General features: G+C 55.1%; 18 protein-coding genes, 1 pseudogene and 1 riboswitch. Of the genes and pseudogenes, 10 read left to right on the plus strand and 9 right to left on the minus strand.

Annotated elements, in window-relative coordinates:
• The 9 genes and pseudogenes from tuf to rpoC form a co-directional block, all read left to right on the plus strand.
• A pseudogene (tuf, locus tag WFM46_RS15420) lies at window positions 1-136 on the plus strand (elongation factor Tu); the annotation flags it as partial.
• A 229-nt stretch (window positions 137-365) separates the two neighbouring features.
• Window positions 366-749 carry a preprotein translocase subunit SecE gene (secE, locus tag WFM46_RS15425; RefSeq protein WP_003862342.1) on the plus strand — a complete coding sequence of 128 codons (384 nt, stop codon included), beginning with the start codon at window positions 366-368 and terminating at the stop codon, window positions 747-749.
• Window position 750: 1 nt separating this feature from the next.
• Window positions 751-1296 (plus strand): transcription termination/antitermination protein NusG, encoded by a 546-nt coding sequence (nusG, locus tag WFM46_RS15430; protein ID WP_003862341.1) that lies wholly within the window; start codon window positions 751-753, stop codon window positions 1294-1296.
• Between the two features lie 154 nt (window positions 1297-1450).
• A complete protein-coding gene (gene rplK, locus WFM46_RS15435) occupies window positions 1451-1879 on the plus strand; it encodes a 50S ribosomal protein L11 (protein WP_004097640.1) in 429 nt (142 codons plus the stop codon).
• A 3-nt stretch (window positions 1880-1882) separates the two neighbouring features.
• On the plus strand, window positions 1883-2587 hold the full coding sequence (gene rplA, locus WFM46_RS15440; RefSeq protein WP_103177798.1) for a 50S ribosomal protein L1: 705 nt from the start codon (window positions 1883-1885) through the stop codon (window positions 2585-2587).
• A 289-nt stretch (window positions 2588-2876) separates the two neighbouring features.
• A complete protein-coding gene (gene rplJ / locus WFM46_RS15445; RefSeq protein WP_004097644.1) occupies window positions 2877-3374 on the plus strand; it encodes a 50S ribosomal protein L10 in 498 nt (165 codons plus the stop codon).
• Between the two features lie 66 nt (window positions 3375-3440).
• Window positions 3441-3806, plus strand: coding sequence for a 50S ribosomal protein L7/L12 (rplL, locus tag WFM46_RS15450; RefSeq protein WP_103177800.1), 366 nt, complete (start codon window positions 3441-3443; stop codon window positions 3804-3806).
• A gap of 318 nt (window positions 3807-4124) precedes the next feature.
• Window positions 4125-8153, plus strand: a complete 4029-nt coding sequence (gene rpoB / locus WFM46_RS15455) for a DNA-directed RNA polymerase subunit beta (RefSeq protein WP_103177801.1) — start codon at window positions 4125-4127, stop codon at window positions 8151-8153.
• A gap of 76 nt (window positions 8154-8229) precedes the next feature.
• Complete coding sequence (gene rpoC, locus WFM46_RS15460; protein ID WP_103177802.1) at window positions 8230-12453, plus strand: DNA-directed RNA polymerase subunit beta'; 4224 nt, start codon at window positions 8230-8232, stop codon at window positions 12451-12453.
• Between the two features lie 117 nt (window positions 12454-12570).
• On the opposite strand, the gene WFM46_RS15465 is transcribed toward rpoC, so the two are convergent.
• The 9 genes from WFM46_RS15465 to rsd form a co-directional block, all read right to left on the minus strand.
• Window positions 12571-12888, minus strand: coding sequence for a PTS lactose/cellobiose transporter subunit IIA (locus WFM46_RS15465; RefSeq protein WP_336997960.1), 318 nt, complete (start codon window positions 12886-12888; stop codon window positions 12571-12573).
• Between the two features lie 3 nt (window positions 12889-12891).
• Complete coding sequence (locus WFM46_RS15470) at window positions 12892-13197, minus strand: PTS sugar transporter subunit IIB (RefSeq protein WP_336997961.1); 306 nt, start codon at window positions 13195-13197, stop codon at window positions 12892-12894.
• 291 nt (window positions 13198-13488) lie between these two features.
• Window positions 13489-14622: a 2-iminoacetate synthase ThiH gene (thiH, locus tag WFM46_RS15475; RefSeq protein WP_336997962.1), complete on the minus strand. Its 1134-nt coding sequence runs from the start codon at window positions 14620-14622 to the stop codon at window positions 13489-13491.
• Entirely contained in the window at window positions 14619-15389 is a 771-nt protein-coding gene (thiG, locus tag WFM46_RS15480; protein ID WP_159340493.1) for a thiazole synthase, read from the minus strand. The genes thiH and thiG overlap by 4 nt, the downstream gene beginning before the upstream one ends.
• A 1-nt stretch (window position 15390) precedes the next feature.
• Entirely contained in the window at window positions 15391-15591 is a 201-nt protein-coding gene (thiS, locus tag WFM46_RS15485; protein WP_103177806.1) for a sulfur carrier protein ThiS, read from the minus strand.
• Window positions 15575-16330: a thiazole biosynthesis adenylyltransferase ThiF gene (gene thiF / locus WFM46_RS15490; RefSeq protein ID WP_336997963.1), complete on the minus strand. Its 756-nt coding sequence runs from the start codon at window positions 16328-16330 to the stop codon at window positions 15575-15577. Before thiF ends, thiS begins: the two co-directional genes overlap by 17 nt.
• Window positions 16323-16958: a thiamine phosphate synthase gene (gene thiE, locus WFM46_RS15495; protein WP_180210883.1), complete on the minus strand. Its 636-nt coding sequence runs from the start codon at window positions 16956-16958 to the stop codon at window positions 16323-16325. Before thiE ends, thiF begins: the two co-directional genes overlap by 8 nt.
• Window positions 16958-18853 carry a phosphomethylpyrimidine synthase ThiC gene (thiC, locus tag WFM46_RS15500; protein ID WP_336997964.1) on the minus strand — a complete coding sequence of 632 codons (1896 nt, stop codon included), beginning with the start codon at window positions 18851-18853 and terminating at the stop codon, window positions 16958-16960. The genes thiE and thiC overlap by 1 nt, the downstream gene beginning before the upstream one ends.
• Before the next feature lie 78 nt (window positions 18854-18931).
• A riboswitch (TPP riboswitch) is annotated at window positions 18932-19040 on the minus strand.
• 53 nt (window positions 19041-19093) lie between these two features.
• Entirely contained in the window at window positions 19094-19591 is a 498-nt protein-coding gene (gene rsd, locus WFM46_RS15505) for a sigma D regulator (RefSeq protein ID WP_103825473.1), read from the minus strand.
• A 95-nt stretch (window positions 19592-19686) separates the two neighbouring features.
• Between rsd and nudC the strand changes: the two genes are divergently transcribed.
• The gene (nudC, locus tag WFM46_RS15510; protein ID WP_103177811.1) at window positions 19687-20460 is read left to right on the plus strand and encodes an NAD(+) diphosphatase; all 774 of its coding nucleotides are present in this window, start codon (window positions 19687-19689) and stop codon (window positions 20458-20460) included.
• The last annotated feature ends 25 nt before the right edge of the window (window positions 20461-20485 follow it).

Consider the following 20485-nt stretch of genomic DNA (forward strand, 5'->3'; position numbering starts at 1 on the left):
GGTAATGCCAGGCGACAACATCAAAATGGTTGTTACCCTGATCCACCCAATCGCAATGGACGATGGTCTGCGTTTCGCAATCCGCGAAGGCGGCCGTACCGTTGGCGCGGGCGTGGTTGCTAAAGTTCTCGGCTAATTGCTGATAACATTTGACGCAATGCGCATGAAAAGGGCATCATTTGATGCCCTTTTTGCACGCTTTCACATCAGAACCTGGCTCATCAGTGATTATTTTTGTCATAATCATTGCTGAGACAGGCTCTGCAGAGAGCGTATAATCCGAAAAGCGAATTAGCATTTCGATTTGGTTCGCCTCGCGCTCGCGGGGTGAAAATGTTTGTAGAATACTTCTGACAGGTTGGTTTATGAGTGCGAATACCGAAGCTCAAGGGAGCGGGCGCGGCCTGGAAGCGATGAAATGGGTAGTAGTAGCCGTATTGTTGATCGTAGCAATCGTGGGCAACTACCTTTATCGTGACATGATGCTGCCGCTACGCGCGCTGGCAGTGGTAATTCTGATTGCTGCAGCGGGTGGTGTCGCGCTGTTGACGACCAAAGGTAAAGCGACCGTCGCTTTTGCCCGCGAAGCGAGAACGGAAGTCCGTAAGGTCATTTGGCCGACTCGCCAGGAAACATTGCACACCACGCTGATTGTAGCTGCGGTTACCGCTGTAATGTCACTGATCCTGTGGGGACTGGATGGTATTCTGGTTCGCCTGGTATCCTTTATCACTGGCCTGAGGTTCTGAGATGTCTGAAGCCCCTAAAAAGCGCTGGTACGTCGTTCAGGCGTTTTCCGGTTTTGAAGGCCGCGTAGCAACGTCGCTGCGTGAGCATATCAAATTACACAACATGGAAGAGTTGTTTGGTGAAGTTATGGTTCCGACCGAAGAAGTGGTCGAGATCCGTGGCGGCCAGCGTCGCAAAAGCGAGCGCAAATTCTTCCCGGGTTACGTGCTTGTTCAGATGGTGATGAACGACGCAAGCTGGCACTTAGTGCGCAGCGTACCGCGCGTAATGGGCTTTATCGGCGGCACGTCTGACCGTCCGGCGCCAATCAGCGATAAAGAAGTTGATGCGATTATGAACCGCCTGCAGCAGGTGGGTGATAAGCCGCGTCCGAAAACGCTGTTTGAACCGGGTGAAATGGTACGTGTTAATGACGGTCCGTTTGCTGACTTTAACGGTGTGGTTGAAGAAGTGGACTACGAGAAGTCCCGCCTGAAAGTTTCTGTTTCTATCTTCGGTCGTGCGACCCCGGTAGAGCTGGACTTCGCTCAGGTAGAAAAAGCCTAAGCAGCGATCAAAAAAGCGACGATTTAAACGTTGCACAGGGCGCGAGATTGGAATACAATTTCGCGCCTTTTGTTTTTATGGATGCAATCCGTAAAACGAATTTTATCACGGGGAGCCTCCTTGAGGCGCTATAACCCAATCAGAGGATTTTAGAATGGCTAAGAAAGTACAAGCCTACGTCAAGCTGCAGGTTGCAGCTGGTATGGCGAACCCAAGTCCACCAGTTGGTCCAGCTCTGGGTCAGCAGGGTGTGAACATCATGGAATTCTGTAAAGCGTTCAACGCAAAAACCGAATCCCTGGAAAAAGGTCTGCCAATCCCAGTCGTAATCACTGTTTACGCTGACCGTTCTTTCACTTTCGTTACCAAGACCCCGCCGGCAGCAGTTCTGCTGAAAAAAGCGGCTGGTATCAAGTCTGGTTCCGGCAAGCCGAACAAAGACAAAGTAGGTAAAATTTCCCGCGCTCAGCTGCAGGAAATCGCGCAGACCAAAGCTGCCGACATGACTGGTTCCGACATTGAAGCGATGACTCGCTCCATCGAAGGTACTGCACGTTCCATGGGCCTGGTAGTGGAGGACTAAGAAATGGCTAAACTGACCAAGCGCATGTCCGTGATCCGTGACAAAGTTGATGCGACCAAACAGTACGAAATCAACGAAGCTATCGCTCTGCTGAAAGAACTGGCTACCGCTAAGTTCGTTGAAAGCGTTGACGTTGCTGTAAACCTCGGTATCGACGCTCGTAAATCTGATCAGAACGTACGTGGTGCAACTGTACTGCCACACGGTACTGGCCGTTCCGTTCGCGTAGCCGTATTTGCCCAGGGCGCAAACGCTGAAGCTGCTAAAGCTGCAGGCGCTGAGCTGGTAGGTATGGAAGATCTGGCTGACCAGATCAAGAAAGGCGAAATGAACTTTGACGTTGTTATCGCATCTCCAGATGCAATGCGCGTTGTTGGCCAGCTGGGCCAGGTTCTGGGTCCACGCGGCCTGATGCCAAACCCGAAAGTGGGTACTGTAACCCCTAACGTTGCTGAAGCGGTTAAGAACGCTAAAGCAGGTCAGGTTCGTTATCGTAACGACAAAAACGGCATCATCCACACCACCATCGGTAAAGTGGACTTTGACGCTGACAAACTGAAAGAAAACCTGGAAGCTCTGCTGGTTGCGCTGAAAAAAGCAAAACCAACTCAGGCGAAAGGCGTGTACATCAAGAAAGTTAGCATCTCCACCACCATGGGTGCAGGTGTTGCAGTTGACCAGGCTGGCCTGAGCGCTGCTGCAAACTAATACCTTTACGTGGGCGGCGAATTTGTCTACAATCTTCGCCCACGTTTGCTAACTCAGGTTAGCGGGTAACCGAATTGTTCGTTGGAGCCTGGCCTATCCAGGCCTCCGTCGAAGACCGCAGGTGTCTCGCAAGAGGCTTAATCCCCTGCGTAGACGGTGACAGAACGCTAAGATTATTTTTTGATACTCTGGCTTGTTTCTGCTCACCGTATTTAGACGCTCTTCCCGTTGGGAAGAGTGAAGTGAGTTCCAGGGCATGAGCCCTGGCAAACATCCAGGAGCAAAGCTAATGGCTTTAAATCTTCAAGACAAACAAGCGATTGTTGCTGAAGTCAGCGAAGTAGCCAAAGGCGCGCTGTCTGCAGTAGTTGCGGATTCCCGTGGCGTTACTGTAGATAAAATGACTGAACTGCGTAAAGCAGGTCGTGAAGCTGGCGTTTACATGCGTGTTGTTCGTAACACCCTGCTGCGCCGCGTAGTTGAAGGTACTCCTTTCGAGTGCCTGAAAGACACGTTTGTTGGTCCAACCTTGATTGCATACTCTATGGAACACCCGGGCGCTGCTGCTCGTCTGTTCAAAGAGTTCGCGAAAGCGAATGCAAAATTCGAGGTTAAAGCTGCAGCCTTTGAAGGTGAGTTGATCCCGGCATCGCAAATCGATCGCCTGGCAACCCTGCCGACCTACGAAGAAGCAATTGCACGCCTGATGGCAACCATGAAAGAAGCTTCGGCTGGCAAACTGGTTCGCACTCTGGCTGCTGTTCGCGATGCGAAAGAAGCTGCTTAATAGCAGCCCTCTTTATCAAGTATTCGCTTACGTATAAACTTATTCTGATTTTCAGGAACAATTTAAATGTCTATCACTAAAGATCAAATCATTGAAGCAGTATCCGCTATGTCCGTAATGGACGTTGTAGAACTGATCTCTGCAATGGAAGAAAAATTCGGTGTTTCCGCTGCTGCTGCTGTAGCTGTAGCTGCTGGCCCGGTTGAAGCTGCTGAAGAAAAAACTGAATTCGACGTAGTTCTGAAAGCTGCTGGCGCGAACAAAGTTGCTGTAATCAAAGCAGTACGTGCTGCAACTGGCCTGGGTCTGAAAGAAGCTAAAGACCTGGTAGAATCTGCTCCAGCTGCGCTGAAAGAAGGCGTGAGCAAAGACGACGCAGAAGCACTGAAAAAATCTCTGGAAGAAGCTGGCGCTGAAGTTGAAGTTAAATAAGCCAACCCTTCCGGTTGCAGCCTGAGAAATTAGGCTGATGGCTGGTGACTTTTTGGTCACCAGCCTTTTTGCGCTGTAAGGCGCCAGTAGCGTTTCACACTGTTTGACTGCTGGTTGTCCTGACAATGCTTGTTTCTATCGACGACTTAATATACTGCGACAGGGTGCTCGCTCTGGGTAAATCGCAATGAAATGGTTTAAGCGTGATAGCAACAGGCATTGCGGAAAGTGTTCGATTTTCCGATCAACAAAATGGTGTTGCACAAACTGTCCGCCAATGGACAGATGGGTCGACTTGTCAGCGAGCTGAGGAACCCTATGGTTTACTCCTATACCGAGAAAAAACGTATTCGTAAGGATTTTGGTAAACGTCCACAAGTTCTGGACATTCCATATCTCCTTTCTATCCAGCTTGACTCGTTCCAGAAGTTTATCGAGCAAGATCCTGAAGGGCAGTACGGCCTGGAAGCAGCCTTCCGTTCCGTATTCCCGATTAAGAGCTACAGCGGTAACTCCGAGCTGCAATACGTCAGCTACCGCCTTGGCGAACCGGTATTTGACGTTCAGGAATGTCAAATCCGTGGCGTGACCTACTCGGCACCGCTGCGCGTTAAACTGCGTCTGGTGATCTACGAGCGCGAAGCGCCGGAAGGCACCGTTAAAGACATCAAAGAACAAGAAGTCTACATGGGCGAAATTCCGCTCATGACCGACAACGGTACTTTCGTTATCAACGGTACTGAGCGTGTTATCGTTTCCCAGCTGCACCGTAGCCCGGGCGTCTTCTTCGACAGCGATAAAGGTAAAACGCACTCTTCCGGTAAAGTACTGTATAACGCGCGTATCATTCCTTACCGTGGTTCCTGGCTGGACTTCGAGTTCGATCCGAAAGACAACCTGTTTGTCCGTATCGACCGTCGTCGTAAACTGCCTGCGACCATCATTCTGCGTGCGCTGAACTACACCACTGAGCAGATTCTTGATCTGTTCTTTGAGAAAGTTGTCTTTGAAATTCGCGACAACAAGCTGCAAATGGAACTGGTGCCAGAGCGTCTGCGTGGTGATACCGCGTCGTTCGACATCGAAGCCAACGGCAAAGTGTATGTGGAAAAAGGCCGCCGTATTACTGCGCGCCACATCCGTCAGCTGGAAAAAGATGAAATCAAACACATCGAAGTTCCGGTTGAGTACATTGCTGGCAAAGTTGCAGCAAAAGACTACGTTGATGCATCTACTGGCGAGCTGATCTGCCCAGCGAACATGGAGCTGAGCCTGGATCTGCTGGCTAAGCTGAGCCAGTCTGGTCACAAGCGTATCGAAACGCTGTTCACCAACGATCTGGACCACGGTCCGTACATGTCCGAAACCGTACGTGTCGACCCAACCACCGATCGTCTGAGCGCGCTGGTAGAAATCTACCGCATGATGCGCCCTGGTGAGCCACCAACTCGCGAAGCGGCTGAAAGCCTGTTCGAGAACCTGTTCTTCTCCGAAGACCGCTACGATCTCTCCGCGGTTGGTCGTATGAAGTTCAACCGTTCTCTGCTGCGTGACACGATCGAAGGTTCCGGTATCCTGAGCAAAGAAGACATCATCGAAGTGATGAAGAAGCTCATCGATATCCGTAACGGTAAAGGCGAAGTGGACGATATCGACCACCTCGGCAACCGTCGTATCCGTTCCGTAGGCGAAATGGCGGAAAACCAGTTCCGCGTTGGCCTGGTACGTGTAGAGCGTGCGGTGAAAGAGCGTCTGTCTCTGGGCGATCTGGATACCCTGATGCCTCAGGATATGATCAACGCCAAGCCGATCTCCGCAGCAGTGAAAGAGTTCTTTGGTTCCAGCCAGCTGTCTCAGTTTATGGACCAGAACAACCCGCTGTCTGAGATCACGCACAAGCGTCGTATCTCTGCACTCGGCCCAGGCGGTCTGACCCGTGAGCGCGCAGGCTTCGAAGTTCGAGACGTACACCCGACCCACTACGGTCGCGTATGTCCAATCGAAACGCCTGAAGGTCCAAACATCGGTCTGATCAACTCCCTGTCCGTGTACGCACAGACGAACGAATACGGTTTCCTCGAGACCCCGTACCGTAAAGTGACTGACGGTGTTGTAACCGACGAAATTCACTACCTGTCTGCTATCGAAGAAGGTAACTACGTTATCGCCCAGGCGAACACCAACCTGGACGAAGAAGGTCGCTTTGTTGATGACCTCGTTACCTGCCGTAGCAAAGGTGAATCCAGCTTGTTCAGCAACGACCAGGTTGACTACATGGACGTTTCCACCCAGCAGGTGGTTTCCGTCGGTGCGTCCCTGATCCCGTTCCTGGAACACGATGACGCCAACCGTGCATTGATGGGTGCGAACATGCAACGTCAGGCGGTTCCGACTCTGCGCGCTGATAAGCCGCTGGTTGGTACCGGTATGGAACGTGCTGTTGCCGTTGACTCCGGTGTAACTGCAGTTGCTAAACGTGGCGGTACCGTTCAGTACGTGGATGCATCCCGTATCGTTATCAAAGTTAACGAAGACGAGATGTACCCAGGCGAAGCGGGTATCGACATCTACAACCTGACCAAATACACCCGTTCTAACCAGAACACCTGTATCAACCAGATGCCTTGCGTATCTCTGGGTGAGCCAGTTGAGCGCGGCGACGTGCTGGCAGACGGTCCGTCCACCGACCTCGGTGAACTGGCGCTCGGTCAGAACATGCGCGTAGCGTTCATGCCGTGGAACGGTTACAACTTCGAAGACTCCATCCTCGTCTCCGAGCGTGTGGTTCAGGAAGATCGTTTCACCACTATTCACATCCAGGAACTGGCCTGTGTCTCCCGTGACACCAAGCTGGGGCCAGAAGAGATCACCGCTGACATCCCTAACGTGGGTGAAGCTGCGCTCTCCAAACTGGATGAATCCGGTATCGTTTACATCGGTGCGGAAGTGACCGGCGGCGACATTCTGGTTGGTAAGGTAACGCCGAAAGGTGAAACCCAGCTGACGCCAGAAGAGAAACTGCTGCGCGCGATCTTCGGTGAGAAAGCGTCTGACGTTAAAGACTCTTCTCTGCGCGTACCGAACGGTGTTTCCGGTACGGTTATCGACGTACAGGTCTTTACTCGCGATGGCGTAGAAAAAGACAAACGTGCGCTGGAAATCGAAGAGATGCAGCTGAAGCAGGCTAAGAAAGACCTGTCTGAAGAGCTACAGATCCTTGAAGCTGGTCTGTTTGGTCGTATCTACGCGGTGCTGGTTTCCGGTGGTGTTGAAGCTGAGAAGCTCGACAAGCTGCCGCGTGACCGCTGGCTGGAACTGGGCCTGGCCGACGAAGAGAAACAAAATCAGCTGGAACAGCTGGCTGAGCAGTATGACGAACTGAAACACGAGTTCGAGAAGAAACTCGAAGCGAAACGCCGCAAAATCACTCAGGGCGACGATCTGGCACCGGGCGTGCTGAAGATTGTTAAGGTTTATCTGGCCGTTAAACGTCAGATCCAGCCTGGTGATAAGATGGCGGGTCGTCACGGTAACAAGGGTGTTATCTCTAAGATCAACCCGATCGAAGATATGCCTTACGATGAAAACGGCACGCCGGTAGACATCGTACTGAACCCACTGGGCGTACCGTCTCGTATGAACATCGGTCAGATCCTTGAAACCCACCTGGGTATGGCTGCGAAAGGTATCGGCGACAAGATTAACGCCATGCTGAAACAGCAGCAGGAAGTCGCGAAACTGCGCGAATTCATCCAGCGTGCGTACGATCTGGGTACCGACGTTTGCCAGAAAGTCGACCTGAACACCTTCAGCGATGAAGAAGTGATGCGTCTGGCTGAAAACCTGCGTAAGGGTATGCCAATCGCAACGCCTGTCTTCGATGGTGCGAAAGAGTCTGAAATCAAGGAACTGTTACAGCTGGGTGGCCTGCCAAGTTCTGGCCAGATCACTCTGTTCGACGGTCGTACCGGTGAGCAGTTCGAGCGCCAGGTAACCGTTGGCTACATGTACATGCTGAAACTGAACCACCTGGTTGATGACAAGATGCACGCGCGTTCTACCGGTTCTTACAGCCTGGTTACTCAGCAGCCGCTGGGTGGTAAGGCGCAGTTCGGTGGTCAGCGCTTCGGGGAGATGGAAGTGTGGGCGCTTGAAGCATATGGCGCAGCATACACCCTGCAGGAAATGCTCACCGTTAAGTCTGATGACGTGAACGGTCGTACCAAGATGTATAAAAACATCGTGGACGGCAACCATCAGATGGAGCCGGGCATGCCAGAGTCCTTCAACGTACTGTTGAAAGAGATTCGTTCGCTGGGTATCAACATCGAACTGGAAGACGAGTAACTCTCGCTCAAACAGGTCACTGGTGTCGGGATAACTCCCGACACCAGATTGTGCTAACTCCGACGGGAGCAAATCCGTGAAAGACTTATTAAAGTTTCTGAAAGCGCAAACTAAAACCGAAGAGTTTGATGCGATCAAAATTGCTCTGGCCTCGCCAGACATGATCCGTTCATGGTCTTTCGGTGAAGTTAAAAAGCCGGAAACCATCAACTACCGTACGTTCAAACCTGAGCGTGACGGCCTTTTCTGTGCGCGTATTTTCGGGCCAGTAAAAGATTACGAGTGCCTGTGCGGTAAGTACAAGCGCCTGAAACACCGTGGTGTGATCTGTGAGAAGTGCGGCGTTGAAGTGACCCAGACTAAAGTGCGTCGTGAGCGCATGGGCCACATCGAGCTGGCGTCTCCGACTGCCCACATCTGGTTCCTGAAATCTCTGCCGTCCCGTATCGGCCTGCTGCTGGATATGCCGCTGCGCGATATCGAACGTGTTCTTTACTTCGAATCCTATGTGGTTATCGAAGGCGGCATGACCAATCTGGAACGTAACCAGATCCTGACCGAAGAGCAGTATCTGGACGCGCTGGAAGAGTTCGGTGACGAATTCGACGCGAAGATGGGTGCGGAAGCGATCCAGGCCCTGCTGAAGAGCATGGATCTGGAGCAAGAGTGCGAGCAGCTGCGTGAAGAGCTGAACGAAACCAACTCCGAAACCAAGCGTAAAAAGCTGACCAAGCGTATCAAACTGCTGGAAGCGTTCGTTCAGTCTGGTAACAAACCAGAGTGGATGATCCTGACCGTTCTGCCGGTTCTGCCGCCAGATCTGCGTCCGCTGGTTCCGCTGGATGGTGGTCGTTTCGCGACGTCTGACCTGAACGATCTCTATCGTCGCGTCATTAACCGTAACAACCGTCTGAAACGTCTGCTGGATCTGGCTGCGCCAGATATCATCGTACGCAACGAAAAACGTATGCTGCAGGAAGCGGTAGATGCCCTGCTGGATAACGGTCGTCGCGGTCGTGCGATCACCGGTTCTAACAAACGTCCTCTGAAATCTTTGGCCGACATGATCAAAGGTAAGCAGGGTCGTTTCCGTCAGAACCTGCTCGGTAAGCGTGTTGACTACTCCGGTCGTTCTGTAATCACCGTAGGTCCATACCTGCGTCTGCATCAGTGCGGTCTGCCGAAGAAAATGGCGCTGGAGCTGTTCAAACCGTTCATCTACGGCAAGCTGGAACTGCGTGGCCTCGCCACCACCATCAAAGCCGCTAAGAAAATGGTTGAGCGTGAAGAAGCTGTCGTTTGGGATATCCTGGACGAAGTGATCCGCGAACACCCGGTACTGCTGAACCGTGCACCAACCCTGCACCGTCTGGGTATCCAGGCATTTGAGCCAGTCCTGATCGAAGGTAAAGCTATCCAGCTGCACCCGCTGGTTTGTGCGGCCTATAACGCCGACTTCGATGGTGACCAGATGGCTGTTCACGTACCGCTGACGCTGGAAGCCCAGCTCGAAGCGCGTGCGCTGATGATGTCTACTAACAACATCCTGTCTCCAGCGAACGGTGAACCAATCATCGTTCCTTCTCAGGACGTTGTACTGGGTCTGTACTACATGACCCGTGACTGTGTTAACGCCAAAGGCGAAGGCATGGTGCTGACTGGCCCGAAAGAAGCTGAGCGTATTTATCGCGCTGGCCTGGCCTCTCTGCATGCGCGCGTTAAAGTGCGTATCACCGAATATGAAAAAGATGAAAACGGCGAATTCGTTGCGAAAACCAGCCTGAAAGACACGACCATTGGCCGTGCCATTCTGTGGATGATCGTACCGAAAGGTCTGCCTTTCTCCATCGTCAACCAGGCGCTGGGTAAGAAAGCGATCTCCAAAATGCTGAACACCTGTTACCGCATTCTGGGTCTGAAGCCGACCGTTATCTTCGCTGACCAGACAATGTACACCGGCTTTGCTTATGCAGCGCGTTCAGGTGCATCTGTTGGTATTGATGACATGGTCATCCCAGAGAAGAAACACGAGATCATCTCTGAAGCGGAAGCTGAAGTTGCTGAGATCCAGGAGCAGTTCCAGTCTGGTCTGGTAACCGCAGGCGAACGCTATAACAAAGTTATCGATATCTGGGCAGCGGCGAACGATCGTGTATCCAAAGCGATGATGGACAACCTGCAGACTGAAACGGTAATCAACCGTGAAGGTAAAGAAGAGCAGCAGGTCTCCTTCAACAGCATCTACATGATGGCCGACTCCGGTGCGCGTGGTTCTGCAGCACAGATTCGTCAGCTGGCAGGTATGCGTGGTCTGATGGCGAAGCCAGATGGCTCCATCATCGAAACGCCAATCACCGCGAACTTCCGTGAAGGTCTGAACGTACTCCAGTACTTCATCTCCACGCACGGTGCGCGTAAAGGTCTGGCGGATACCGCACTGAAAACAGCTAACTCCGGTTATCTGACGCGTCGTCTGGTAGACGTTGCGCAGGACCTGGTTGTTACCGAAGATGATTGTGGCACCCTCGAAGGTATCACCATGACCCCGGTTATCGAGGGTGGTGATGTTAAAGAGCCGCTGCGCGATCGCGTACTGGGTCGTGTGACCGCGGAAGACGTTCTGAAGCCGGGCACCGCAGACATTCTGGTTCCACGTAACACCCTGCTGAACGAGCAGTGGTGTGATCTGCTGGAAGTGAACTCTGTTGACTCCGTGAAAGTACGTTCCGTTGTATCCTGTGACACCGACTTTGGTGTATGTGCGCACTGCTATGGTCGTGACCTGGCGCGTGGCCACATCATCAACAAAGGTGAAGCAATCGGTGTTATCGCGGCACAGTCCATCGGTGAACCGGGTACACAGCTGACGATGCGTACGTTCCACATCGGTGGTGCGGCATCTCGTGCGGCTGCTGAATCCAGCATCCAGGTGAAAAACAAAGGTAGCATCAAGCTCAGCAACGCGAAGTCGGTTGTGAACTCCAGCGGTAAACTGGTTATCACGTCCCGTAACACCGAGCTGAAGCTGATCGACGAATTCGGTCGTACCAAAGAGAGCTATAAAGTGCCTTACGGTGCGGTAATGGCGAAAGGCGACGGCGAACAGGTTGCAGGCGGCGAAACCGTAGCAAACTGGGATCCGCACACCATGCCGGTTATCACCGAAGTGGCGGGCTTCATTCGCTTTACCGATATGATCGACGGCCAGACGATTACTCGTCAGACCGACGAACTGACCGGTCTCTCTTCCCTGGTGGTTCTGGACTCTGCAGAACGTACCGCGGGTGGTAAAGATCTGCGTCCAGCACTGAAAATCGTTGATGCTAACGGCAACGACGTTCTGATCCCAGGCACCGATATGCCGGCTCAGTACTTCCTGCCAGGTAAAGCGATTGTCCAGCTGGAAGACGGTATTCAGATCGGCGCGGGTGATGCTCTGGCGCGTATTCCTCAGGAATCCAGCGGTACCAAAGATATCACCGGTGGTCTGCCGCGCGTTGCGGACCTGTTCGAAGCACGTCGTCCGAAAGAGCCGGCAATCCTGGCTGAAATCAGCGGTATTATTTCCTTCGGTAAAGAGACCAAAGGGAAGCGCCGTCTGGTGATCACGCCGCTGGATGGCAGCGATCCGTACGAAGAGATGATTCCAAAATGGCGTCAGCTCAACGTGTTTGAAGGTGAACGTGTAGAACGTGGTGACGTGGTTTCCGACGGTCCGGAAGCACCGCACGACATTCTGCGTCTTCGTGGCGTACACGCGGTAACGCGTTACATCACCAACGAAGTACAGGACGTTTACCGTCTGCAAGGCGTTAAGATCAACGATAAGCACATCGAAGTTATCGTTCGTCAGATGCTGCGTAAAGCCACCATCGTGAATGCCGGTAGCTCCGACTTCCTCGAAGGTGAGCAGGTTGAATACTCTCGCGTTAAGATTGCTAACCGCGATCTGGAAGCGAACGGCAAACTCAGTGCGACCTACGCACGCGATCTGCTGGGTATCACCAAAGCGTCACTGGCAACCGAGTCCTTCATCTCCGCGGCATCGTTCCAGGAGACCACTCGTGTGCTTACCGAAGCAGCTGTTGCGGGCAAACGCGACGAACTGCGCGGTCTGAAAGAGAACGTTATCGTGGGTCGTCTGATCCCGGCTGGTACCGGTTATGCCTACCACCAGGATCGTATGCGCCGTCGCGCAGCGGGCGAAATCCCTGCTGCACCGCAGGTAACTGCTGAAGATGCCTCTGCCAGCCTGGCAGAGCTGCTGAACGCAGGCCTGGGCGGTTCTGACAACGAGTAATCGTTAAGTCAGCCCATTAAAAAACCCGCTTCGGCGGGTTTTTTTTTGTCTGATGTACGGCAGTCTGGTGCGGTTGTTGCCGGGTGGCGCTACGCTTACCCGGCCTACGGTTCGGTGTTAGTTCACCAGCGGCAAACGGCGATACAGCTCGATCATATCCCCGGCCAGATCCTGAATTACCATCGCGTTCATCAGGTGATCCTGCGAGTGAACGGTGATCAGATTTACCGGCAGCTTGCCGGTGCCTTCATCAAGACCAATCAATTTAGTCTGGATGGAATGCGCCTGTTTGACGAACTCCCGTGACTCTTCCATCGCTTTTTCAGCCTCGGCAAATTCACCTTTACGCGCCATCTGCAGCGCGGTTAATGCTGAGCTACGGGCTGCACCGGCATTCACCAGCAGTTCCATAATAATCGTTTCTAAATCTTCCATGGCTCACTCCAGCAGTTTAAGGGCTTTTTCCAGTACGGCATCACCTTTCATCATGCCGTAATCCATCATGTCGATAACCGCGACCTTCTTACCCAGCGGTTCCGCCTGGGCATGAAGATTATTCAGTTCATATTTGACCTGCGGGCCAAGCAACACAATGTCGGCTGCGGCGATTTCATCTTTAAACTCAGCAACCGGTACGGCTTTAATGGTTACGTCGACCCCTTTTTTCTGCGCGGCGTCTTTCATGCGTTGAACCAGCATGCTGGTGGACATTCCCGCTGCACAGCATAAAACGATGTTCTTCATAGTCAGCCCCAATGTACATGTGTTTATTGATAATTATCCCGCACTGTCCGTTACGACAACCGCATTACCACGATTGTGTGTGAAGCATCACAAAGAAACCTGCATATTCTGAAACCGGTTACAACTGTTACAGAATGGGGAAGGCAGGGCGAAACGAGGAAGAAGCTTTCCGCCCTGGTCAGCATCCTCTGCTGACGAAACAAGCGTAAAAAATCCGGGCGCGTTACAGCAACGGCCCGTTGATGAGGTTACGTGACGCCTCGTAATAACTTCACTGGATTACCGTTTTTTTCAGCCTGATTGCGAGGCGCGTCCCAGCCAGCTGTCCCAGTCTTTCCAGACCGGCTGCAATCCCTGCAGACTGAGCGCCTCGGCGACAGCCTCCGGGCGACGGTTGTCGTGCGGCGCAAACTGCTCCAGCTCGGGATGATCATCGGCATAGCCGCCGGGCTGGGTTTTTGAAAAGGCGCTGACGTTATTAATCGCCAGGGGAATGACGCTATCGCGAAACGCGGGGGATTCCCGGGTGGAGAGCGACAGCTCCACCTCCGGTGCCAGCAGACGAAACGCGCAGATAGTCTGCACCAGCTGGCGTTCATCCATGATCGACGCGGGCTGGATCCCGCCGGCGCAGGGGCGCAGCCGGGGAAAAGAGATTGAATACCGGCTCTGCCAGTAGTGCTGCTGCAGCCACAGCAGATGTTCCGCCACCATAAAGTTATCGACGCGCCAGCTGTCGGAAAGCCCGGTTAGCGCCCCGAGGCCGATCTTGTCGATCCCGGCGCGGCCCAGTCGATCCGGGGTCTCCAGCCGCCAGAAGAAATCCTGTTTTTTACCTTTCAGATGGTGCTGGGCGTATACCGTTTCATGGTAGGTCTCCTGATAGACCAGCACGCCATCCAGCCCCAGCGTTTTCAGTTCGCCATACTCTGCCTCTGACAGCGGTTGTACTTCCATCTGCAACGAGGCGAACTGGCGGCGAATCGCCGGGATATGGCGGCGAAAATAGTCCATTCCGACCTTGGTCTGGTGCTCACCGGTGACCAGCAGCAGGTGCTCAAACCCCATCTCGCGGATCGCAGCGCACTCCCGGGCAATTTCGTTTTCATCCAGCGTTTTGCGCTTGATGTGGTTGCTCATGGAGAAGCCGCAGTAGGTGCAGTCGTTCGCGCAGAGGTTGGAGAGATAGAGCGGAACATAAAAGCTCACCGTGTTACCAAAGCGCTGGCGGGTCAGCCGCTGGGCTCGCTGCGCCATTGGCTCCAGATAGCCACTGGCGGCGGGGGAGAGCAGGGCCATCATATCTTCGCGGGTAAGCTGGCGGGCGTTTAACGCGCGCTCCACATCCGCAGGCGTTTTACTGTTGATGCGCAGGCGAATATCGTCCCAGTCGAGCTGGTGCCAGCGATCGGTAAAGGTTTTCATGATAACGCCTCCAGAAAGCCGGTTAACGGGCTGGTGGCATGGGCTTCAACGCTCCGGGCGCCGGGGCCAGACTGGCGTGCCAGCACGCCAGCCTCCACCGCCAGACGAAACGCCCGCGCCATCATCACCGGATCGTCCGCGACCGCAATGGCGGTGTTGACCAGTACGGCGTCGGCACCCATCTCCAGCGCCTGCGCGGCGTGGCTGGGTACGCCGATCCCGGCATCGACGATCACCGGCACGGTTGCCTGCTGAATAATAATCTCCAGCATCGCGCGGGTTTCCAGCCCCTGATTGGAGCCTATCGGTGCCCCGAGCGGCATCACTGCCGCACAGCCTGCCTCTTCGAGCCGTTTGCACAGCACCGGATCGGCGCCGCAGTAGGGCAGCACGGTGAACCCCTCTTTCACCAGCATCTCTGCCGCCTTTAGCGTCTCGATGGGATCGGGCAGCAGCCAGCGGGCGTCGGGATGAATCTCCAGTTTGAGCCAGTGCGTTCCCAGCGCCTCGCGCGCCAGTCGGGCCGCGAATAGCGCCTCTTCCGCGGTTTTGGCGCCGGAGGTATTGGGCAGCAGGCTGACGCCCGCCTCCAGCAGCGGCGCCAGAATGGCGTCGTTGTGATTACGCAGATCGACCCGCTTCATGGCCAGCGTCACCAGCTGGCTGCCGCTCTCCCGGATCGCGTCCACCATCAGCTGCGGCGAGGCGAATTTTCCCGTGCCGGTAAACAGATGTGAATCAAAGGTTTTATCAGCAATACGTAACATCTCAGCCTCCGGCAATCACCTGAAAGAGCAGGATCTGATCGCCTTCGCGCACCTGCTGTTTTTCCCACTGCTCGCGCGGCAGGATCTGTTGATTCAGGGCCAGCGCGACCCCGGGTTTTAACTGGCATAGCTGGGAGAGCAGGGTGGCGACGGTCAATCCCTCCACGCACTGCATCGGTTCGTCATTAAACAGGATCCGCATGCCGCCCTCCACACACCTGGCATCCGCTGGCGCGCTGTAAAGCCAGCTGCCGCCAGCTTCCCGCCCGGGCGTCGAACAGGCGTAGCGTATTGCGCGTGGCCTCGATGCCGCTGAGCAGCTTGATCGCCTCCAGCGCCTGCAGGGTGCCCATCACGCCAACCACCGGCCCGACAATACCCGCGGTGCGGCAGTTACGCTGCGGCTCTTCATCATCCGGCCACAGGCAGCGGTAGCAGCCCTGGGTCCAGGGGGGCGTGAGCACCATCATCTGTCCGCCAAAGCCCACGGCGCTGGCGGTGATAAGTGGCGTATTGAGCATCACACAGGCGGCATTGATCGCCTGACGGGTAGCCATGTTATCGGTGCAGTCCAGCACCACGTCGGCGCGGGCAATCTCCTCCTGCAGCGCGCTGCCTTCCAGGCGGGTCTGCAGGGCGATCAGCCGGATGTCGGGATTGAGCTGCTGCAGGCGACGCTCTGTCACCTGCGCTTTTGGCTGGGCGATATCGTCGGTGGTAAAGAGGATTTGGCGCTGCAAATTACTCAGATGCACCTCGTCATTATCGGCCAGTACCAGGGTGCCGATCCCGGCGCCGGCCAGGTAGAGCGCCGCCGGAGCGCCTAATCCGCCCAGACCGACCACCAGCACCCGGCTGGCGAGCAGCTTTTGTTGCCCGTCGATGGCGATATCTTCCAGCAGGATCTGGCGGCTGTAGCGCATAAAGTCACGGTCATTCATCGCCCGCCCCCGCCAGTTGCAATAGCTGTGTTGTCGCCGCCTGCCAGTCGTCGGCCTGAGTAATGGCGCTCACCACCGCGATACTCCCTACACCGGTCGCCAGAACCGCGGGCGCGCGTTCGAGACTGATCCCGCCGATGGCGACGGTGGGGTAATCCCCGAGCCGGTCGATATGGCGGGCCAGCTGTTCCAGCCCCTGCGGGGCCGATGGCATCTGCTTGGTTTGGGTCGGGAAAACGTGCCCCAGCGCGATGTAGGAGGGACGCGCCGCCAGCGCCACGTCGATCTCCATATCGTCGTGGGTCGACACGCCGAGACGCAACCCGGCAGCCCGAATAGCCTCAAGCTCGGTGGTCTCCAGATCCTCCTGGCCCAGATGGACACCGTAAGCCTGGTGCTTGATCGCCAGGCGCCAGTAGTCATTGATAAACAGGCGGGCGTCGTAGCGACGCCCCAGAGCAATGGCCGTGATGACGTCGGCTTCTACCTCATCGTCCTGTTTATCTTTGATGCGCAGCTGTAACGTCTTTACGCCCGCAGCGAGCAGGCGTTCGATCCAGGCCACGCTGTCGACCACCGGATAGAGCCCCAGACGAAACGGGACCGGCGGAAAGTTAGGTTGATACATTACGCCTCCTCTTTTTTGAGGTAGATTTCGCCGCCCCGGGCGCGGAAGGTTTCCGACATATCGGCCATGCCCACTTCGATGGTCTGCGCGGCGGCGTAGTCACGCACCTCCTGGCTGATTTTCATCGAGCAGAATTTTGGCCCGCACATGGAGCAGAAGTGCGCCACTTTGCCGGACTCCTGCGGCAGGGTTTCGTCGTGGTAGGCGCGGGCGGTGAAGGGGTCGAGGGCGAGGTTAAACTGATCTTCCCAGCGGAATTCGAAGCGCGCTTTTGACATGGCGTTATCGCGGATCTGCGCCCCCGGATGGCCCTTCGCCAGATCGGCAGCATGGGCGGCAATTTTGTAGGTGATCAGCCCCTGCTTCACATCCTCTTTGTTCGGCAGGCCGAGGTGCTCTTTCGGCGTGACGTAGCAGAGCATGGCGCAGCCGAACCAGCCGATCATCGCCGCGCCAATCCCCGAGGTGAAGTGGTCATAACCCGGTGCGATATCGGTGGTCAACGGCCCCAGGGTATAGAACGGCGCTTCGTGGCAGTGCTCCAGCTCTTCGGTCATGTTGCGGCGGATCATCTGCATCGGCACGTGGCCCGGGCCTTCGATCATCACCTGCACGTCATACTCCCAGGCGATTTTAGTCAGCTCGCCCAGGGTGTGCAGCTCGGCAAACTGCGCCTCGTCGTTGGCATCGCGTATGGAGCCCGGACGCAGGCCATCGCCCAGCGACAGCGACACGTCGTACGCGGCGCAGATCTCGCAGATTTCGCGGAAGTGTTCATAGAGGAAGTTTTCCCGATGGTGGGAGAGGCACCATTTCGCCATGATTGAACCGCCGCGGGAGACGATACCGGTCAGGCGCTTAGCCGTCATCGGCACGTAGCGCAGCAGCACGCCGGCGTGGATGGTGAAGTAGTCGACGCCTTGCTCGGCCTGCTCCAGCAGGGTATCCCGGAAGGCCTCCCAGGTGAGATCTTCGGCGATGCCGTTCACCTTCTCCAGCGCCTGGTAGATGGGCACCGTACCAATGGGCACCGGGCTGTTACGCAGGATCCACTCGCGGGTTTCGTGAATATAGCGCCCGGTAGAGAGGTCCATCACCGTGTCCGCGCCCCAGCGGGTCGACCAGACCAGTTTCTCCACCTCCTCTTCGATAGACGAGGTGACCGCTGAGTTACCGATGTTGGCATTCACTTTCACCAGGAAGTTACGACCGATAATCATCGGCTCCGACTCCGGGTGGTTAATGTTGGCCGGGATAATGGCGCGTCCGGCGGCGACTTCGTCACGGACAAACTCCGGGGTGATGTTCTCCGGCAGGCGGGCACCAAACCCTTCGCCTGGATGCTGGTGGCGCAGCACGTCGGTACGGATGCGCTCGCGGCCCATGTTTTCGCGAATGGCTATAAACTCCATCTCCGGGGTCACGATCCCCTGACGGGCGTAGTGCAGCTGGGTGACGCATTTGCCCGCTCTGGCACGTTTCGGCGTAAGAAGGCCGGTGAAGCGCAGCTCGTCCAGACCATCATCGGCCAGGCGCTCCCGGGTGTAAGCTGAACTTTGTTCGGTTAGCGCTTCGCAATCGTTACGTGCCTCAATCCAGGGTTGGCGCAGTTTCGCCAGCCCCTGCTGCACGTTGATGGTTATCGCCGGATCGCCATACGGGCCGGATGTGTCGTAGACCGGCACTGCTTCGTTCTCTTCAAACTGGGGAGCCTCTTTGCTGCCGCCGACGAGCGTCGGACTGAGCTGGATCTCGCGCATGGGCACGCGAATATCCTCCCGGGAGCCGGTCAGATAGATGCGTTTTGAGTTAGGGAAAGCGGTGCCTTCCAGGGTGTCGATAAAGTGTTGGGCTTGTGCGCGCTGTTCGCGGCGGGTCAATTTTGTGGCAGACATAGCTCGTTCCAGAAAGTGAGGAAGTGGCTTGTCAGACGACGGATGAAGCAAGAGAGGATCGCCCGGCGGCGATACATGAACAGATTGACTCTTGTTCCCTTCGCAGGTTTTAACCTGATCAGGTTCCGCGGATCCCGAATTAACGGTCTCAGCCCGGCTTTCGCACTGGGCACTCCGACAAGAATGTGCTCCCCTACAGCGGGAGCAGTAAATGTAAATTACGCGTTAACGATAAATAACTCAAGCCGGTCGGGCGACGTTATCTTCGTTACTCGCTTTCAAATTGTGATCCAGCGCAAGGGCGATCAGGTTGTCTTCCAGCGTAAACCGCTGCTCCAGCGCCTCGCCGATATCAGAGAGGGCCTGCTGAAATTCCAGATAATTATCCTGATCGATGGCATTCTCGAGCGTGGAGTCGTAATAATCCATGATTTGCTGGGTATTGGCTTCCAGCAGAGGATAGAGTTTGGTGGCCGCTAAAAACGGGCTGTTACCTTCCATTTCACCGATAATACGCTCATAAATATTGAAATGGCCGTTAGAAAGGTAATCGACCAGGCTCTGACAGAAATCGTCCAGCGCTTTTTCGTTCAGGCGCATATAGGACTCTTTGCCCGGTTTAATGCCAACAAGGTTGTAGTAGGCAACAAGCAGATGTTTCCGCACGTGCAGCCAGCGATCGACCAGGTTGTTACATCCGCCAACGCGTTCTGTCAGGTTTTCTAGCTGGTTTAGCATGTTTGACTCCGCAAGGTTAAGATTAAATTCTGCCCGCCCAAAATGTAATAGTATTGTTACCAACATGCCTGTGAAGCAAAGGTAGTGCAATAGATATGGATCGTATAATTGAAAAATCGGATCGCGGCTGGTGGTTAGTCAGCCATGAACAAAAATTATGGTTGCCCGGTGGTGAATTACCACATGGCGAGGCCGGAAATTTCGATCTTGCGGGTCAACCCGCACTTAATATCGGGGAGTGGCAGGGCGATCCTGTGTGGTTGATCCAACAAAATCGCCGTCACGATATGGGATCGGTACGCCAGGTGCTCGATCTCGATGTGGGTCTGTTCCAGCTGGCCGGGCGTGCTGTGCAGTTGGCCGAGTTTTATCGCTCGCATAAATACTGCGGCTACTGTGGTCACACCATGCACCCAAGCAAAACCGAGTGGGCCATGCTCTGCGGCCATTGCCGCGAACGCTACTACCCGCAAATCGCGCCGTGCATCATCGTCGCCATTCGTCGTGAAGAAACCATCCTGCTGGCGCAACACACGCGTCATCGTAACGGGGTGCATACCGTGCTGGCCGGGTTTGTCGAAGTGGGCGAAACCCTGGAGCAGGCTGTCGCCCGGGAAGTGATGGAAGAGAGCGGCATCAAGGTGAAGAACCTGCGCTATGTCACCTCCCAGCCCTGGCCGTTCCCGCAGTCGTTGATGACCGCTTTTATGGCCGAATATGACAGCGGCGAGATCGTCATCGACCCGAAAGAGCTGCTGTCAGCCGACTGGTATCGCTACGACGATTTACCGCTGCTCCCGCCGCCAGGCACCGTGGCGCGTCGCCTGATAGAAGATACCGTGGCAATGTGTCGGGCCGACTATGAATGACGTGATACACTGGGGACAAGACGCT

Source organism: Leclercia sp. M50, assembly GCF_037150775.1.
In the GTDB taxonomy this organism is placed as follows: domain Bacteria; phylum Pseudomonadota; class Gammaproteobacteria; order Enterobacterales; family Enterobacteriaceae; genus Enterobacter.

Excerpts from the sequence above, each read along its gene's own strand:
- secE (WP_003862342.1), top strand. The coding sequence starts at position 366 with ATGAGTGCGAATACCGAAGCTCAAGGGAGCGGGCGCGGCCTGGAAGCG.
- nusG (WP_003862341.1), top strand. The coding sequence starts at position 751 with ATGTCTGAAGCCCCTAAAAAGCGCTGGTACGTCGTTCAGGCGTTTTCC.
- rplK (WP_004097640.1), top strand. The coding sequence starts at position 1,451 with ATGGCTAAGAAAGTACAAGCCTACGTCAAGCTGCAGGTTGCAGCTGGT.
- rplA (WP_103177798.1), top strand. The coding sequence starts at position 1,883 with ATGGCTAAACTGACCAAGCGCATGTCCGTGATCCGTGACAAAGTTGAT.
- rplJ (WP_004097644.1), top strand. The coding sequence starts at position 2,877 with ATGGCTTTAAATCTTCAAGACAAACAAGCGATTGTTGCTGAAGTCAGC.
- rplL (WP_103177800.1), top strand. The coding sequence starts at position 3,441 with ATGTCTATCACTAAAGATCAAATCATTGAAGCAGTATCCGCTATGTCC.
- rpoB (WP_103177801.1), top strand. The coding sequence starts at position 4,125 with ATGGTTTACTCCTATACCGAGAAAAAACGTATTCGTAAGGATTTTGGT.
- WFM46_RS15465 (WP_336997960.1), bottom strand. The coding sequence starts at position 12,888 with ATGGAAGATTTAGAAACGATTATTATGGAACTGCTGGTGAATGCCGGT.
- WFM46_RS15470 (WP_336997961.1), bottom strand. The coding sequence starts at position 13,197 with ATGAAGAACATCGTTTTATGCTGTGCAGCGGGAATGTCCACCAGCATG.
- thiH (WP_336997962.1), bottom strand. The coding sequence starts at position 14,622 with ATGAAAACCTTTACCGATCGCTGGCACCAGCTCGACTGGGACGATATT.
- thiG (WP_159340493.1), bottom strand. The coding sequence starts at position 15,389 with ATGTTACGTATTGCTGATAAAACCTTTGATTCACATCTGTTTACCGGC.
- thiS (WP_103177806.1), bottom strand. The coding sequence starts at position 15,591 with ATGCGGATCCTGTTTAATGACGAACCGATGCAGTGCGTGGAGGGATTG.
- thiF (WP_336997963.1), bottom strand. The coding sequence starts at position 16,330 with ATGAATGACCGTGACTTTATGCGCTACAGCCGCCAGATCCTGCTGGAA.
- thiE (WP_180210883.1), bottom strand. The coding sequence starts at position 16,958 with ATGTATCAACCTAACTTTCCGCCGGTCCCGTTTCGTCTGGGGCTCTAT.
- thiC (WP_336997964.1), bottom strand. The coding sequence starts at position 18,853 with ATGTCTGCCACAAAATTGACCCGCCGCGAACAGCGCGCACAAGCCCAA.
- rsd (WP_103825473.1), bottom strand. The coding sequence starts at position 19,591 with ATGCTAAACCAGCTAGAAAACCTGACAGAACGCGTTGGCGGATGTAAC.
- nudC (WP_103177811.1), top strand. The coding sequence starts at position 19,687 with ATGGATCGTATAATTGAAAAATCGGATCGCGGCTGGTGGTTAGTCAGC.